The sequence below is a fragment of the Corynebacterium macclintockiae genome (assembly GCF_027570165.1).
In the GTDB taxonomy this organism is placed as follows: Bacteria; Actinomycetota; Actinomycetes; order Mycobacteriales; family Mycobacteriaceae; genus Corynebacterium; species Corynebacterium macclintockiae.
Genome location: NZ_JAKMUV010000004.1, coordinates 19529 through 35522, shown reverse-complemented (window position 1 = coordinate 35522; position 15994 = coordinate 19529). Strand labels below are relative to the sequence as shown.

16 protein-coding genes are annotated in these 15994 nt (G+C 61.0%); 10 read left to right on the top strand and 6 right to left on the bottom strand.

The genetic code is table 11. The annotated features are described in order from the left end of the window. Positions 1-33: 33 nt before the first annotated feature. Positions 34-1455 carry a branched-chain amino acid transport system II carrier protein gene (brnQ, locus tag L8U58_RS05015; protein ID WP_269954825.1) on the bottom strand — a complete coding sequence of 474 codons (1422 nt, stop codon included), beginning with the start codon at positions 1453-1455 and terminating at the stop codon, positions 34-36. 95 nt (positions 1456-1550) lie between these two features. Then, positions 1551-2582, bottom strand: a complete 1032-nt coding sequence (locus tag L8U58_RS05010; protein ID WP_269954824.1) for an HhH-GPD family protein — start codon at positions 2580-2582, stop codon at positions 1551-1553. A gap of 36 nt (positions 2583-2618) precedes the next feature. On the opposite strand from L8U58_RS05010, the gene L8U58_RS05005 reads away from it, so the two are divergent. After that, on the top strand, positions 2619-3263 hold the full coding sequence (locus L8U58_RS05005; protein ID WP_269954823.1) for a carbonic anhydrase: 645 nt from the start codon (positions 2619-2621) through the stop codon (positions 3261-3263). A 78-nt stretch (positions 3264-3341) separates the two neighbouring features. Continuing rightward, a complete protein-coding gene (locus L8U58_RS05000) occupies positions 3342-4034 on the top strand; it encodes a hypothetical protein (RefSeq protein ID WP_034974918.1) in 693 nt (230 codons plus the stop codon). 22 nt (positions 4035-4056) lie between these two features. On the opposite strand, the gene radA is transcribed toward L8U58_RS05000, so the two are convergent. Both radA and L8U58_RS04990 read right to left on the bottom strand, forming a co-directional pair. Further along, positions 4057-5481 (bottom strand): DNA repair protein RadA, encoded by a 1425-nt coding sequence (gene radA, locus L8U58_RS04995; protein ID WP_034992439.1) that lies wholly within the window; start codon positions 5479-5481, stop codon positions 4057-4059. 99 nt (positions 5482-5580) lie between these two features. Beyond that, a complete protein-coding gene (locus tag L8U58_RS04990; protein ID WP_269954822.1) occupies positions 5581-6168 on the bottom strand; it encodes a hypothetical protein in 588 nt (195 codons plus the stop codon). A 254-nt stretch (positions 6169-6422) separates the two neighbouring features. On the opposite strand from L8U58_RS04990, the gene L8U58_RS04985 reads away from it, so the two are divergent. The 6 genes from L8U58_RS04985 to L8U58_RS04960 all read left to right on the top strand — a co-directional run bounded on the left by L8U58_RS04985 (position 6423) and on the right by L8U58_RS04960 (position 10975). Next, positions 6423-7013, top strand: coding sequence for a CarD family transcriptional regulator (locus L8U58_RS04985; RefSeq protein WP_035007515.1), 591 nt, complete (start codon positions 6423-6425; stop codon positions 7011-7013). Positions 7014-7027: 14 nt separating this feature from the next. Then, on the top strand, positions 7028-7855 hold the full coding sequence (locus tag L8U58_RS04980; RefSeq protein ID WP_035007514.1) for a 2-C-methyl-D-erythritol 4-phosphate cytidylyltransferase: 828 nt from the start codon (positions 7028-7030) through the stop codon (positions 7853-7855). A gap of 51 nt (positions 7856-7906) precedes the next feature. Further along, entirely contained in the window at positions 7907-8398 is a 492-nt protein-coding gene (gene ispF, locus L8U58_RS04975) for a 2-C-methyl-D-erythritol 2,4-cyclodiphosphate synthase (protein WP_034965389.1), read from the top strand. Positions 8399-8476: 78 nt separating this feature from the next. Next, positions 8477-9208 carry an ATP-binding cassette domain-containing protein gene (locus tag L8U58_RS04970; protein WP_035002660.1) on the top strand — a complete coding sequence of 244 codons (732 nt, stop codon included), beginning with the start codon at positions 8477-8479 and terminating at the stop codon, positions 9206-9208. Next, complete coding sequence (locus L8U58_RS04965; protein ID WP_034969815.1) at positions 9195-10382, top strand: hypothetical protein; 1188 nt, start codon at positions 9195-9197, stop codon at positions 10380-10382. Before L8U58_RS04970 ends, L8U58_RS04965 begins: the two co-directional genes overlap by 14 nt. Continuing rightward, entirely contained in the window at positions 10382-10975 is a 594-nt protein-coding gene (locus L8U58_RS04960; protein ID WP_269954821.1) for a hypothetical protein, read from the top strand. The genes L8U58_RS04965 and L8U58_RS04960 overlap by 1 nt, the downstream gene beginning before the upstream one ends. Here L8U58_RS04960 and L8U58_RS04955 read toward each other — a convergent pair. After that, entirely contained in the window at positions 10965-11783 is an 819-nt protein-coding gene (locus L8U58_RS04955) for a fumarylacetoacetate hydrolase family protein (RefSeq protein ID WP_070550651.1), read from the bottom strand. The two genes, L8U58_RS04960 and L8U58_RS04955, sit on opposite strands and share 11 nt — an antisense overlap. Before the next feature lie 62 nt (positions 11784-11845). Between L8U58_RS04955 and cysS the strand changes: the two genes are divergently transcribed. Further along, positions 11846-13282: a cysteine--tRNA ligase gene (gene cysS, locus L8U58_RS04950; protein WP_210382690.1), complete on the top strand. Its 1437-nt coding sequence runs from the start codon at positions 11846-11848 to the stop codon at positions 13280-13282. Here the strand turns inward: cysS and L8U58_RS04945 are convergent. Next, positions 13239-13826, bottom strand: coding sequence for a hypothetical protein (locus L8U58_RS04945; protein WP_034969824.1), 588 nt, complete (start codon positions 13824-13826; stop codon positions 13239-13241). The genes cysS and L8U58_RS04945 overlap by 44 nt on opposite strands. Positions 13827-14036: 210 nt before the next feature. On the opposite strand from L8U58_RS04945, the gene L8U58_RS04940 reads away from it, so the two are divergent. Continuing rightward, positions 14037-15971 carry an HtaA domain-containing protein gene (locus L8U58_RS04940; protein WP_080716680.1) on the top strand — a complete coding sequence of 645 codons (1935 nt, stop codon included), beginning with the start codon at positions 14037-14039 and terminating at the stop codon, positions 15969-15971. The last annotated feature ends 23 nt before the right edge of the window (positions 15972-15994 follow it).

The window sequence follows — 15994 nt, the reverse complement described above, 5'->3', positions numbered from 1 at the left end:
GTATTCCCCCGGAAAAGTGTTAGATATCGCTAGTTAGGACTGAGAAACTGGGGCTTCTTCGTCCACATTGGCTGTGAACGGATCCAGAGCCTCGAGGTCCACTTCCTCGTCCTCGTCATTGGGCACCTTGCGGCTCAGGTCGATGGCTAGGCCAATGATGGTAAAGACAGCGGTCGGCAGCAGCCATCCCATGCCGGCGTCCATCAGCGGAATCCAGCTCAGCGCATTCTGTACCGACTCGACCGGAACGTTCAGCGAAGCCAGGAAGTCGACGAAGGAGAACACGAAGGCTACGGCCACCCCGATGCGGTACGAAAACACGAGCTTGTACTGGCGGAACAGTAGGTGCACGTAGGACAGCGTGATCAGTATGATCGCCGGCGGGTAGATAAGACCGATGACCGGGCCGGATACGCTCAGGATTTTCTCCAGCCCCAGGTTGGCGATCGCCAGGCCGACGAGCGTCAGGATCGTCGCCCACCAGCGGTAGCTGATCTGCGGAACCAGCTCGTGGAAGAACGTGGACGTCGCCGCGGTTAGACCAACGACGGTGGTGATGCAGGCCAGCAGAACGATCAGCGAGAACACGATCTCACCGGTGTTGCCCATGGTCAGGTGTGCAGCGGAGCTTAGGAGTGCAGCGCCATCGCTGTAGCTTTCCTTATCCGGCATGCGAGCGCCGACCAGACCCAGGCCCAAGTAAACCAGCATCAGGAAGAAGCCGGCGGTGAAGGCGGCAATGCCGGAGAGCTTGACGATCCGCTTGTGATCGGTTTCGCCCTTCTGGCTAAAGGCGCTCACGACGATCAGCGCGAACGCCAGCGCGCCGATGGAGTCCATCGTGAAGTAGCCCTGAGAGATGCCGCTGACCAACGGGTTGGAGGAGTACTCCTCCGTCGCCGGGATGCTGGGATCGTTCAGCTTCTGCAGGCCGACGATGGCCAGCACGGCCAGCAAGATCAGCAGTACTGGGGTGAGGGCCTTGCCTAGGGTGTCCACGACCTTGCCGGGCCAGAGTGTCAGCAGGTAGCACACCAGGAAGAAGGCGAACGTGCCCGCCAGGCGCCACCAGCCGCCGGTCAGGTTGAAGGTGGACTCGATGCCCAGTTCGTAGCCGATGGCTGCGGCGCGGGGCACGGCGTACAGTGCGCCGATGGACAGGTAGGCGACGATGGCGAAGATGATTCCGAAAAGCGCACCGGCGCGGGAAGCCAGGTCGCGCACGCCGGTACCGGAGATTGCGATGGCGATGACCGTCAGCACCGGCATGAGCACTCCGGTTAGGAGGAAGCCGATCATGGCGGGGGAGAAGTTGTCACCGGATTCCACACCGAGCATGGGCGGGAAGATGAGGTTGCCGGCGCCGAAGAACATGGAAAACAGCATCAGGCCTACGGCCGCCACGGTGGTTGTCGTGTTCGGACGCTTGCCAGTCGAGGAGGTAGGAGTCGACATAAAACATTCCTATTGTGATTTGGGTAACTCACATCACTCTAATGCACATCTACTCGTGAAACCTAAGCCGCACAAAACCGCTTGCGTAGCGCTGCTTAGTGCGGCAGGTGGTATTTCCCCTCGTCACGGGCCACAAGCCCGTCGTTAAGTAGCGATTGCAGGGCTCGCTCGCGCTGTTCCTGCCCGGACCACAGCAGGTCTATTTCTTTCTTTGTGACGCCACCGTCCCCCGTTTTTCGCAATAGTTCCATAATCTTTCCGCGTACCTGGCGATCGGTTCCCTCGAATTTCTGCACGCGCCGGGCAGCGGCTGCCGCTTCCTCCTCGGTGGGCTGCGGCTTGCCCGCTTTCACCCACGCGCAGTCGTCCACCACGGGGCAGCGGTCGCACGCCGGGCTCTTCGCGGTGCACACCAGGGCGCCGAGTTCCATCAGCGCCGCGCACATCAGATTCGCGGCATCAGTGGCTTCTGCGGCATCTGCGGTGGCGGTCGAGTCGGTGGGCTGGCCGGTGGGCTGGTCGGTGGGCTGAGAGTGCGGCGGGCGGGGGAGGTGGCGTCGAACCAAACGAGGGTCCGGATCCAGGTGGGGCAGCAACGATGCCACATCCGCCAAGTCGCGCGCACGGGCGGGACCTTGCAGGTAGTGGCCGTCGACAAGGCGCCGGTAGACGCGGCGGACGTTCGTATCCACGACCGGCACGGCCTGACCGAACGCAAAAGCGGCGACGGCGCGGGCGGTGTAGTGGCCGATCCCCGGCAGGGCTTCGAGGTCGGCGATGTCGCTGGGAACCTGACCGCCATGGCGTTCCACACAGGCGACCGCGCACTCCTTCAGACGTAGAGCGCGCCGGGGATAGCCCAGGTTGGCCCACATTCTTAGGATCTCGGATTTCGGGGCCTGCGCCAGATCAGCCGGGGTGGGCCAGCGTTCCAGCCAGGCCGTCCAAAGGGGGATCACGCGGGCGACTGGGGTCTGCTGGCTCATCACTTCGCTGAGCAGGATCGCCCACGGGCTCGTATCCGGGTGGCGCCACGGCAGGTCGCGAGCGTGCCGGGCGTACCAGTTGTTCAGCTTGGCGGGCAGCTCGGCTGCCGAGTCCGAGGAGTCAGCGTGTGGGGAGTTCATTGCACGAATCACTGTAGCGCGGTGCACAATGGATGCATGACTTCGAGCCATCACAAAACCCCGCAGGAGGCATGGGACAGCCTGCGCGAGGGCAACGCCAGATTCATGCGCGGTGAATCTGACCACCCGCACCAGGACCTCAGCCGTCGCATCACCCTGCAGGAAGGGCAGAAGCCACAGGCAGTGGTGCTGGCGTGCTCCGATTCTCGGGCGCCGGTGGAGATTCTCTTTGACCAGGGGTTGGGCGATGTGTTCGTGATCCGCACTGCCGGGGAGATCACCGACCTGTCCGTGCTGGCCTCCCTGGAGTTCGCGGTTGATTCCCTGGAGGTGCCGCTGGTGGTTGTGCTGGGGCACGAGAAGTGCGGCGCGGTCGCCGCGGCCTCCCGGGCGCTGCACGGCGGGGACATGCCATCCGGCTTCCAGCGCGTGTTGGTGGAGAAGGTTACGCCCTCGTTGCTGTCGGCGAAGAAGCGCGGGATGGAAAGTAGTGACGCCTTCGAACGCAACCACGTTGCAGAGATCGCCGACCACATCGTGGATCGTTCGCCGGAGATCCAGGCGCGCCTGGCGGACAAGCGTTGCGCCGTGGTTGGACTGCGCTACCGCCTGTCCGATGGGCTGGCCGAGCCACTGGTCAGTTACGGGCTAGATGTTGAGGGTGCGCAGCGCATCTACTAGCCATTTCGTGGGCTATTTTAGGCGGTCAACCCGTGTCTATCCGCCGTGTGCGGGTGGGCAGCATTTAGCATTGGTTGTGTGACTGAGGAAGACAACAGGCGCCCGTTGCCACGCGAAGTGTATATCCGTCGCCGCATTGCCGCGGTGGTGATTCTGGTCGCTGTGATCGGCGTGATCTGGGGTTTGATCAGCCTGGTCAGCGGGGGAGGGGAATCCGAGAACACGGCCGCTACCGAATCTGCCACGACTACTTCCGAACAGCAGGACATGTCTAGCCCGCCAGAGCCGCCGAAGGGTGCGGATCCTAGTGAATCGGAGGCGAAGGCGTCCGAAAGTAAGGAGTCGGAGGCGAAGGCGTCAGAGGACAAGAAGAAGGATTCTTGCTCCCTGGCCGACTTGAAGGTCACCGCTCGGCCAGGGGCGACGACGTTCAACGCGGATCAGCAGCCGAACTTCTACGCCAGGATTGAGAACCCGACTGGCGCGGATTGCGACATCAACCTTGATGATGCTCCGCTGAAGTTCGAAGTGTTCACGATGGGCAACTACCAGCGCGTGTGGGGCGATATCGACTGCAATGCGCCGGAGGTGACCGGGGACGTAAAGATCAAGGCTGGCGAGGCAGTGAACTACGAACTGGCCGGTTGGTCCCGCACGACCTCCGCGCCGGGCCAGTGTGAGGCTCGCCAGCCCGTCGATCCGGGCAGCTACCTGCTGTACACCCACGTGGGTGACAATACGTCCCAGCCGGCCTCGTTTAACCTGCAGTAGCTCTCGTTTAGCCTCGCCGTAGCTAGGCGGAGGCCAGGCAGTAATTGACGGCCTGGCAGAGCGTGGAAACCTCCTTCACCTTCATCCCCTTCGGCGCCTCGTAGTGGCAGTTCTTCGGCACCAGCGCGGTGTGGAAGCCCAAACGGCTGGCCTCTGCCAGCCTTTGGGTGAGTTGCGGAATGCGGCGCACCTCGCCACCCAAACCGACTTCACCCAAAGCCACCAGCCCGAGGGGGAGCGGCGTGCGCTTAGCAGTGGAAGCTAGAGCGAGTCCCGTGGCTAGATCCGCCGAGGGCTCCAGGATCTTCATCCCACCCACCGTCGCAGCGTAGACCTCCTTATCCGCTAGGGGTAGGCCGCAGCGTTCCGAAAGCACCGCCAGCACCATCGATACGCGCGAGGCATCCATGCCCGTCATGTATCGCTTAGGGTTCTTAAATTCGCTGTTGAGAGCCAGGGTTTGTAGCTCTCCAACCATCGCTCGACGGCCGTCCATCACCACAGTCACCGCGGTACCAGTTACGGATTCGGTCCGGTGGTGCAGGAAGAGCCCGCTAGGATCAGCAACCTCCTGGATTCCGTGGGCGGTTTGTTCGAAGCAGCCGACCTCATCCGTCGCGCCGAAGCGATTCTTGATGCCCCGCAGGAAACGCATGGAGGAGTGCTTGTCGCCCTCGAAGTTCAGCACCACATCCACCAGGTGTTCGATGGTGCGAGGGCCTGCGACCGTACCCTCCTTTGTCACGTGGCCCACGGCGATGACGGGCGTGCCAGACATCTTGGCCAGGGTCGTTAGCGTGCTGGTGACCGCACGAGTTTGGGCCACGCCGCCGGCCACGCCCTCCACCCCGGTGGCCTGCATGGTCTGCAGGGAATCCACAATGATCAGCTCCGGGTTGAGGGCATCTACCTGTGCCAGGCCGTTTTCCAGGTCATTTTCGCTGGCCAGGTAGAGGTTGTCGTGCAGCGCGCCGGTGCGTTCCGCGCGATGGCGTACCTGTCCGACGGATTCCTCCGCCGTGAGGATCAGTACTGTGTGGCCTTTCTTTGCCCACGCGGCGGCGACCTCCAGCAGCAGGGTGGATTTACCCACACCCGGTTCGCCCGCAAGCAGCACAGCGCTGCCTGGCACGATGCCGCCGCCCAGCACCCGATCCAGTTCCCCGATACCTGTCGGTCGGTGCTTGGCGATGGTCGGGTCCACCTTGGTCACCGGCTGGGCGCTGGCCCCCGGCACCAATCCTCCGCCCCTGCGCCCGCGGCGCCCAGAACCACCCGTTCCACCAGCTACACCGGCGATCCCCAGCGCCCCGAGGGCGCGCGTGTCCCGTTCTTCCAGAGACCCCCACTCCCCGCACTGTGGGCAGCGCCCCATCCACTTGGACAGCTGGTGATCGCAGGAGGCACATACGAAAACCCGGCTTGCTTTGCTCGACTTACTTGCCATGTGCACAACAATAAACGCCGCCCCGGACGACCAATGTCCGGCGACGGCGTATGTTCGATTTTGTGGCGGGTCCTGGCTTGGGCGACCCGCCTAGGTGACCTACTTGTTGGTCAGGCTGCCATCCTCGTCGCGGTGCAGCTGGCCAGATTCCGGAACGTATGCGGTTACCGGAGCGTTCAGCTCAACGGTGCCGACGTTCAGCTTGAAGGTGACCTTCTTGTGGCCGCCGACGTAAACGTCCTTCAGACCCTTGACGGAGGTTTCAGCGTACTGCAGCTGGCTCTGGCCCTTGGTCTCTACGTCCTTCAGAGCAAACTTGCCGTCAGCAACTAGGGAGCCACCCGCCGGGATCTCCTTCTTATCCAGGCCGGAGACCTCCTTGCCATCAACCTTCACGGACTCAACCTTGACGGCCTTGCCCTTTTCGTCCTCGTTGGTGACAGTGAACTTCAGTGCCAGGGTGTTATCCGGGCCAACGACCACGGACACGTCCTGGACGTCAGCGTGGCCAGCGTTGCCGTGCGCACCGTTGACGGCGGCCACCTGGCTGGAAGTCTGGGAAATCTGACCTGCGCCACACGCGGACAGTGCGAGCGCGGAACCTGCAGCGACCAGCGCCAGCGCACCACGGGCAAAGGTCGTCTTTAGCGGCTGGGCCTTGAGGGTCTTCACGATGCGTTCCTCCATCTGAGGCATGTCTTAAAGCAGTTGAATAAAAACGTCTGTGTCCAGCCTAGCCTGTAGCCCCCTAGTACACCTAGCCAAGGAGGCCTTTAGTAGTAATTAGTGCCCCCTAGTGCGTGCTTGCTGGGGATTTTATGCCCCAAATGCGGGTAGTGCGGGCGATTGCGGTAGAATCTATCGGGTATTTGCGCACTTGTTTTTCCCAGTGCCTATCACATCCCGCCCCAGCCTTTCGGAAGGACGTTAGAGGAACACTTATGGAGTTCGCAGTCGGAGATACGGTCGTTTACCCGCACCACGGCGCCGCTGTCATCGAGGGCATCGAGCAACGGGAATTCAAGGGGGAAACCGTCGATTACCTGGTGCTGCGCATCAACCAGGGCGACCTTTCCGTCCGCGTGCCGGCCGCAAACGCCGAGAAGGTCGGCGTGCGTGACGTGGTGGGTGAAGAAGGCCTGCGCAAGGTTTTCTCCGTGCTGCGGGAGACCGATGTGGAAGAGGCTGGCAACTGGTCCCGCCGCTACAAGGCGAACCAGGAGCGCCTGACCAGTGGCGACGTGAATAAGGTTGCCGAGGTTGTGCGCGACTTGTGGCGCCGCGACCAGGACCGTGGCCTGTCCGCGGGTGAGAAGCGCATGCTGGCCAAGGCCCGCCAGATCCTCGTGGGCGAGCTCGCCCTGGCTGAAGGCGTGGACGATAACAAGACCGACGCGCTGCTGGCCGACATGCAGGCCGCCATCGAGCGCCACCGCGAGGCTGCCGCCGCGGCTCGTGCCGCAGGTGTGGATGAGGATTCTAAGTCCGGTGGCTCCATCGACCTGGACGACGAGCTGGACGGCGAGGACTAATCCAGGCCAGCGCCGTGACAGCGAACGTCTACGCACTCGTCGCCGCCGCCGGTAGTGGTACCCGTCTGGGCTTTGATACCCCGAAGGCTTTCGTCGAGCTCAACGGTCGGTCGTTGCTGGAACGGTCGCTGGACGGCCTGGCGGCGTCCCAAAGCATCGATCAAGCGATTGTGCTGGTCAGTGAGAACATGCGCGACCACGCCGAGCGCATCGTCGGCGATCCCATCAACGCCGCGGAATGGGCACCCATGACCGTCAGCGTGGAGCTTGGCGGCGGCGAGCGATTCGACTCCGTGTACGCGGGCCTGGTTGCGATCCAGCGACGGCTAAGCGCTGCGGGCGAGGCCACCGAGGGGCGCTTCGTCGCCGTCCACGACGCCGCCCGCTGCCTTACCCCACCCGCCATGATCGCCGAGGTCGTCGACCGCGCCCGCCGTGGTGTCGCAGATGGTTCCTGGTACGGGGCGATCCCGGTGTTGCCGGTAGTGGACACTATTAAAGTTATTGACGCCCCCACCTCCGGCCCGCGCGCAGGGCAGACAGTCGTGGAGCAAACCCCCGACCGCGCCAGCCTGCGGGCAGCTGCCACGCCACAGGTATTTGACCTGGAGAAGCTGATCGAGGCTAACGAGCAGTACCTGCGCACGACGGAAATCAGCTCCGCGCACGCGGTGGATCGGGTGGGTGCTTCGCCGTTGCCGCTGGTGACGGACGATGCCTCACTGATGGAGATGGCAGGATTCCCGGTGGTGGCGGTGGATGCCGACCCGTTGGCTATGAAGATCACCACGCCCCAGGACTACCGCGTGGCACAGATGATTCTGAATGGCAGCGAAAGTTAGAAAGCCTGCAGCAGACAAGTAGGACGTAACCAGAGGCGAGAGGCAGACCGCATGAATACCCCACACATCATTCCCCGCGTTGGCATTGCGACGGATGCTCACCAGGTGCAGCCAGGCAAGGACTGCTGGATGGCTTGCCTGCTGTGGGAGGGGCAGGATGGCTGCGAAGGCCACTCCGATGGCGACGTGGTGGCGCACGCGGTAGTGGATGCGCTTCTCTCCGCCGCCGGGCTCGGTGACCTGGGCAGTTTCGTCGGGGTGGGGCGTAAGGAATACGACAACGTCTCCGGCGAACGCCTACTGCGCGAGTGCCGCGAGCTGTTGGAATCTAAGGGGTTCGTGATCGGCAACGCGGCGGTGCAGATGGTGGGGAACCGCCCGAAGATGGGCACCCGGCGTGAGGAGGCCGAGAAGGTGATGGGAGAGCTGATCGGCGCGCCGGTCTCCGTCTCTGCGACCACGACCGATCACATGGGCTTCACCGGCCGTGGCGAGGGCGTGGCGGCCGTGGCGACGGCGGTTGTGTGGCAGGCGCAGAACTAGTTATTGACAATCCTTTCGCACCCTCGTAGGTTTGTTCCATCAAACAGAACCCCTGCGCATTAAAGGTTTGGAACTTTCTTGTCGAAAAGCTACTCGTTTTCTTTTAGCTACCCGCGCTCTGATGAAGGGGTCGAGGTCCACTCGCTTGAGGTTCCCACTAGCCCAACAGTCATACTGGGTGTCAACGGTGCCGGTAAAACTACGCTTATGAAGTTGCTTGCCGGCCAGTTAAAACCGTCTGAAGGCGCTGTACCGAAGTTGGGCAGAGCGGTGTACGTCCCGCAGCATTTCGAAAACATCAATGGTGCGCGCGTTGTCGACTATGTTTCCTACGTCGCCTGGCTTAATGGTGCCGGTTGGGCGGAGAGCAAGAGGACCGCGGCCTATTGGATTGAATTCGTAGGTTTGAAGGAACACGCACATAAGCAATGCAGCAAGCTGTCCGGTGGGCAGCAGGCTCGCGTGCAAATTGCAACAGCCCTGAACTCTAACGCGGAGCACATTCTGCTGGATGAACCCAGCGCCGCACTCGACCCACTGGCGAAGCGGGATCTGCAAGGGCTCTATCGATCCATTGCGGAAGCGGGCGTTGGCCTTTGGGTTTCTAGTCATCAGCCCTTGGAAGTGGAGAAGCCGTTCGAGCATGTACTCGTGTTGCATGAAGGAAAGGTTGAGTTCCAGGGGCCAATGAGCGATTTTCTGCGAGTTGGGCGCGGTTCGCTAGAGCCGGGGGAGTCACATCGCTATTCCGACACTGTGAGAAACCTTGCGGAGGCATTTTCCAGGACCGGTGGCCATGTCGAGGATTAATGCGATCAACGTTGCTTTGGTGCTCGCAGCTGCAGCACTTGGTTTGCTGAGCATTGCACTCAACGCCAACCCGGTGCCTACGCAGGACAACGCAGTCTCCAACAGCTTGGCCATCTACTATTCGCTGGGGCCAATCCTGGGCTTTATCGGTGCTAAAGAGATGGCACGCTTCCGTTCCTTTTTTAAGTCCCGCGGCTCTGTGCAGGATGTTTTTAAAGTCTGGCTCAGATCCTTGGCGCTTCCGCTATTGCTCGCGGTGGCAGTGGTGTTGGCGTACCTCGCAGTGCAGCTGGCGGATATCGGCTACGTAGAGTCCGCACAGTCCCTTGCAACGGGGTTGGTCTTTATTGTTCTTCACGGCGTGGCATGGCTGAGCTTGGGGGCAACTTTAGGGCTGTACCTACCAGCAATTGTGGCGATCGCTGTCGGCTTGCTTCTTCCTTATATCCTGGTCGCTTACCCAGTGTCGCTCTCAAACGTGGCGTGGCGACAAATGTTCGGGCAACCGTTCAGCTCTTGTTGCCAAGTATCACAGAGCGTGGACCCGATTCTGTGGAAGGCTTCGGCGCTGGTGCTGGGGGCTATATGCGTTTGCTCGTTGCTGTTGACCGCGGCTTTTCATGGAAATTGGCTTCCGGGGCTGTCCGCGTGGCCACTTCGCGTGGCCGCCATTGTTCTACTCGGCGTGAGCTGTGGATTAGGCTACGGAATCGCCCAAGACGGAAACTATGGTTCCGCGGTGCCCCGCCCCCAAGAGCATATGATCTGCGAGGGAGCGGTGTGTTACTGGCGCGAAACCCCATCTGAGCAGGTAGATGCAAACCGCAAGGTGTGGGAATCTTTGGGCGTCAATACTTATAGGTTGATTGACGCCGAACCGCAACGGGACGGCGACATCTGGCTCGCCCACTCGAATCAGCAACAGGAAGTAAAACACGCGCTCCTGGTCGAACTCCTCAGCAACGAACCTGCACTTAAGGGGGCTCCATCGTGTTGGGGAACTCCGCAGGAACCCGTATCCGTAGCGGAGTCTCTTCCCGATCTGACGGAAGAAGAACTGGAACGAGCGACCCTGACGCCTTCCGGACAATGGCGCGGGGTGCATGGCACGAATGAGGGAGTGGACGTGAAGTTCATCCTGGATCGGGCGAACTCCGAGTGTTGGGAGGGATAGTGTCTGCCCAGCATCGAGCACAAATCTATTGGCGCGGTCATTCCGCGACCTACGCGGTGATACTTCAGGTGTTCGCCCTCGTGGGCGCCGTCCTGTTCGGCACGACCACGATCCCCATTCCCTGGGCTTCGTGGAGTTCGTCCGGAGTCGTTCCGTTTAACTTCGTGTTCTCCATCGCTATCGTTAGCTCTGCGGTGATGTTCTGGGATAACCGGCTTTCCCAGCTGGAAGAACTAACTGGCCGCACGTGGGCGGCCTGCGACTGGCTTTTCCTTGGGATTTGCTTGGGCGAATGCGGCGTTGTCGCGGTCCTGGGCAACCCAGGGATGTTGCAGTACACGCTTATTGCACTGTCGGTGATTTTCGGCGCATGCTTGGTGGCAGACCTGCGAAAGAGCTTCTATGGACTGCTTCTGCTAACCGCAGCCCAGTGCCTGCTCATATCGGTATTGCCAAGCAAATACCTGCCATTGTTCTGGTCGCCCAGGATCAGTGTGATTGTGATTGCGCTTCCCATCTGCCTGTTACTTTTCGCGGCAGTGCGGAGCGCCATCAAGAAGGCCGAGCCGCGTTTGGCTCAGCTCAGCAGTTAATGCGGTTGCAGATTTCCCCGATGCCGTCGATAGCGATGCGCACCTCGTCGCCATCGGCCAGGTACTGCGGTGGGGTCATGCCATGGCCGACGCCCTCTGGTGTGCCCGTCACGATGACGTCACCAGGTGCCAACGAGGCGAAATTGCTGATGTAATCCACCAGATCCTGTGGCTTAAACACCAAGTCGGCAACGCTGTGTTCCTGGCGGAGTTCGCCGTTGACCCAGGTGCGTAAGACAGCCCCTTCCGCAATCGGATCGAAGTGTTCGGCGGGAACCATCCATGGGCCGAATCCGCTGGAGCGGTCCAGGTTCTTGCCCTGCAGCCACTGCTGGGTGCGGTACTGCCAGTCGCGCTGAGAGAAATCATTCATCACGGCGTAGCCCGCGATCTGGCCGGACTCGCCCATAATGACAGCAAGCTCGCCCTCGTAGTCCGCCTGCGCGGAGAGCTCTGGGGGAACAACGACTTCGTCGAACGGGCCCGCCAAGGCGGAGGCGTACTTCACGAACAGGGTGGGGTGGTCCGGGATCGGGTGAGCCATCTCTGCGATGTGTTCCCGGTAATTGAGGCCTACACAGAAAATCTTTCCGGGGTTCGGCACGACCGGCCCCAGCTGGTCGGCGGTGAAGGTAACGGTAGGGAGGGAATCCAGCTCCGTGCTGCTGATCGGCGCCTTGTAAGGGAATTCGGCAAGGAGTTTGCCCTCGCCGCCTTCGGCGGAAAAGGAGGTGACGGCGATGGGCTGCCACGCATCCCGGTTGTTGAGGCGGATGGTGGCGAATCTCGTGGTGCTTTGAGTGTGCATGCCTTCCACGATACTGACACGCAGGGGAAAGAGGCCGGATGCGCATGCCTATACTGTGTGGTGTGACTTTGCGAATCTACGACACTGCCGCCCGCCAGCTCCGCGACTTTGAGCCTATCCGTGAAGGCCATGCCTCGATCTATCTGTGCGGAGCGACCGTGCAGTCGATCCCGCACATCGGACATGTGCGTAGCGGAGTTGCTTTTGACATTCTGCGCAACTGGCTAGAGGCCAAGGGGTTGGACGTCGCTTTCGTAAGGAACGTCACCGACATTGACGACAAGATCCTGACCAAGGCCGCGGAGAACAACCGCCCGTGGTGGGAGTGGGCTGCCACGCACGAGCGCGCGTTTAACTGGGCTTATGACCAGTTGGGCGTCACCCCACCTTCCATCGAGCCCCGCGCCACAGGGCACGTGCCGCAGATGATCGAGTACATGCAGCGCATCATCGACAACGGCCACGGCTACGCCGCAGACGGCAACGTGTACGCGCAACCCGCGACGATCGATAACTACGGTTTCCTGTCCGGCCAGAAGCTGGATGAGATGGATCAGGGTGAATCCGCGGGTACCGGCAAGCGCGACCCGCGCGACTTCACCATGTGGAAGGCAGCCAAGCCGGGCGAGCCGGCCTGGGATACTCCGTGGGGCCGTGGCCGCCCGGGTTGGCACATCGAGTGCTCCGCGATGGCCACGACCTACCTGGGCAGTGAGTTCGACATTCACTGCGGTGGGTTGGACCTGCAGTTCCCGCACCACGAGAACGAGGCCGCGCAGGCGACGGCAGCGGGGGATGGGTTCGCGCGCTACTGGATGCACAACGGCTGGGTGACGATGTCCGGTGAGAAGATGTCGAAGTCCCTGGGCAACGTGCTTTCTATCCCGAATGTGCTGAAGCTGGTGCGTCCGGTTGAGCTGCGCTACTACCTGGGCAGCGCGCACTACCGTTCGATGCTGGAGTACTCCGAGGCTGCGCTGGGCGAGGCCGCTGCGGGCTACCGCCGCATCGAGAAGTTCCTGGTGCGCGCCATCGAGTTCGTCACCGGAGAGACCGCCGTGGACCCGCAGGCGCTGCCGGTCGGCGAAGTGCCGGCGCGGTTCGCGGAGAAGATGGATGACGACCTGGCCGTACCGCAGTCGTTGGCCGTGATCCACGATATTGTTCGCGAGGGCAACAAGCTACTGGAGGCTAAGCCCACGGACGAGGTAAAGCAGCAGGTCAAGCAGATCGCCGGACAGGTTCGCGCGATGGCTGCCGTGCTGGGCGTGGATCCGCTGAGCGATACCTGGCTCGAATCCACCAAGGCCGCCGCCGGTGGCTCCGATGTGGCGATGGGAGCCCTGGATGTGCTGGTCAAGGCCGAGCTGGAGCGCCGAGCCGAAGCCCGCGCGGCCAAGGACTGGGCCACCGCCGACGAGGTACGCGACCGCCTGGCCGAGGCCGGCATTGAGGTTACGGATACAGCCGATGGCGCGAAGTGGTCGCTGAAGGGGTAGTTCCATAGACGTACTCGTCGGGCTGTAACTCTGATCCTGGAAGCTCGACCTCGTCGTCATATATTTCTTCGGGTACGAAGTATTCTTCGTCTTTCGACCACATGGGGTTCAGGCCTGGCAAGAACCAAATGGTGGCGGCAGAAACGATGGCAATGATGATGCCGCCCAGTGTTGCGTGCTCCGGCGGGATGTACCAAAAACCGGCCACGATCAGGGCGCCGATGGAGCCGATACATAGGGGGAGGAAGAGGTTCAGATTCAACCTGTTTGCGGTTCTGTATTCGACCCAGTCCTCGCTGGGGAAGCGGCCGCGGGCTTGGGAGCGGATTCGGCGCTGCGTTTTCTGAGAACATACGACGCATGCGATGGCGACTAGTGCCAGCCCGACTCCGGCGATAATAAAGTCGCCGACTACTGCGCCGTATGCCATCACGCCGATCGATACGGTTAGGGCAAAGCGTTCGGTCGCGGAAAGCGGAATTGCCTGGTGGGGGTCTACTTCAGGGTAGAGGTTGGCCAGAGGGGCCGGGGTGTATGCGGTCATCCTTCGTGTCCTTTCTCGGGGGTGAGAGGTGGGGGTGGGAGACGAAGCTAAACACAAGATGCTTCTGTCTCTTAGGCTGACGTCATGATACTTTCAGTTAAGTTGAGCCTTACCTAATTAGGGTAACACTATCCTAAGTTAGTGGTAAATCCTGGGTAGAAGGTAAGGCTGCGTAAGTCTTTTGATGTTTCAGTTCTGAGTAGGATCAGCATGCACCTTTCACTGTTTGGATCACGTCGAGGCTCGGTGCGACGGTCGTTCGGTCGTACATCCACGGCCGTGGCCGCCACCTCCGTACTTGCCTTCGCTCCCGTAGCATTTACCACGGTCGCTACTCCCGTTGCCTCAGCGGCGGGAACCTGTGAATTCAATTGGGGTATCAAGCAGAGCTACCGTGCCTATATCCAAGGCCCTGTTGCTAAAGGCGGATGGGGTGGCGACGGTATCGGCTTTACCGGCGATAAGACCGGCCCGAATGGCACCTTCCAGTTCAGTCCCCAAAAGCCCCAGGTAAACGGCGATACGGTGACCGTTCCGCTAAACGGAGTTCTCCGTTTCAACGGTCACAACTATGGCGGCGATGACCTGCTAGATATGACGCTCTCCGATTGGAAGGTACGCGCAAAAGGAAAAACCGCCGAGATCCTGGTGGACTATGTCTCCTATGAGTCGGACATGGTCGATAAGAGCAAACGGGGAGCCAAAATCACTGGCGACGATGAAGTCATCGCCAAGGTGAACCTGTCTACCCCGGTGAACCCCGGCTCAGGGAGCGTAAACCTTTCTGGTTCTACGACGCTTACTCAAGGTGGCAGTCGGCTGTTTCTCGCTTACAAGGCGGGAACCTCGATGGATCCAACCAGTGGCTCAGTTGCTTTGGACGGCAGCTGTGGATCAGATTCGGGCAGTGGCTCGGGATCGGGCGAAAAGCGCACGCTGACCACGATCGATGGCAACTTCACCGGCTTTAACAAGGAAGCTATGGGAATTCTGTCTGAGACGAACGACACGATGAACGCCCTGACCACTTTCATGGGTAACTCCCAAGCCTTCTTGGACGAGTATGAATCTTTCGTCAATCGCGGGCGCGGTAAGAACGGATCTTCTAGCGGAAGCGACTCCGGAACTAGCTCCACCTCCGGAACGAGCTCCAACTCCAACTCCGGTTCTGGTGGCGGATCGGCCTCTGGTGGAGCATCGCTTGGATCCGGAAACAGTGGTGCGCGAAACGGCGGAACAGGCGGCGGGTCGGCCTCCAGCGGAGGCGGAACAACCCGTGGCGGTGTCGCTGCAGGCGGAGCAGCTGGTGGCGGTGGAGATCTGCACTGCGCGTCGGTCAAGGCAGTCGAAAGCGCCAAGGCATCGTGGGCTCTGAAAGAATCCTTCCAGTCGTACATCACCGGCTCTATCGCTAAGGGCAAGTGGGATTTGAGCGGGGTCGGATACAGCGGTGGCAAGTATCAGTTCACCGGCAACGGTGGCAACGTCGATACATCTTCGCAGCAGGGAACGATTTCCTATGGTGGCGCGATGCAATTCACCGGTCACAACGGAATTCTCGACCTGAACATTGCTAATCCGGAGATCCAGTTCAACGGTGGAACAGGAAGGCTTGTTGCCGATGTTCGTTCTTCAAACATGGAAGGCGAGAAACGAGACTTCGGGCGCACAGTGCTGGGAGACCTGAGCTTTAGTTCCCTTGATGTCTCGGAAAACTCAGTAAGCGGAGAGGCGAGTGTATCGCTGACCCAGGATGGTTCCGTAGCTTTCGCTGAATTCTACGATCCGGGAACCCAGCTAGCGCCGATATCTTTCAGCGCCCAGCTAGGTGGCCAGGGTGACTGCGACGCAGTGGGCGGTACTTCAGCATCTGGATCGAATGCGGGTGGATCGGGCGGTGGTTCTTCTGCCGCGCACAATGCTGCCGCCGCGAAGCTCGCCGGCAATAAGGACGGTTTCGGCAATGGCGTCGACGGCGATTCTTCATCGGCTGGGTACGAAAACGGATCGAGCAAATTCAAGGTTAAGCCTGTTGCGGCTGAGGGCCAGGATGAGAATCCGACTTCTTACCTTCTCGGATTGATCGTAGGAGTCATCGTCGCAGGTGGAAGCATCGGTCGACTGGTTGTAAGTAATCCGTCTTAATCCGCCTACTAGGTGGCAAAACA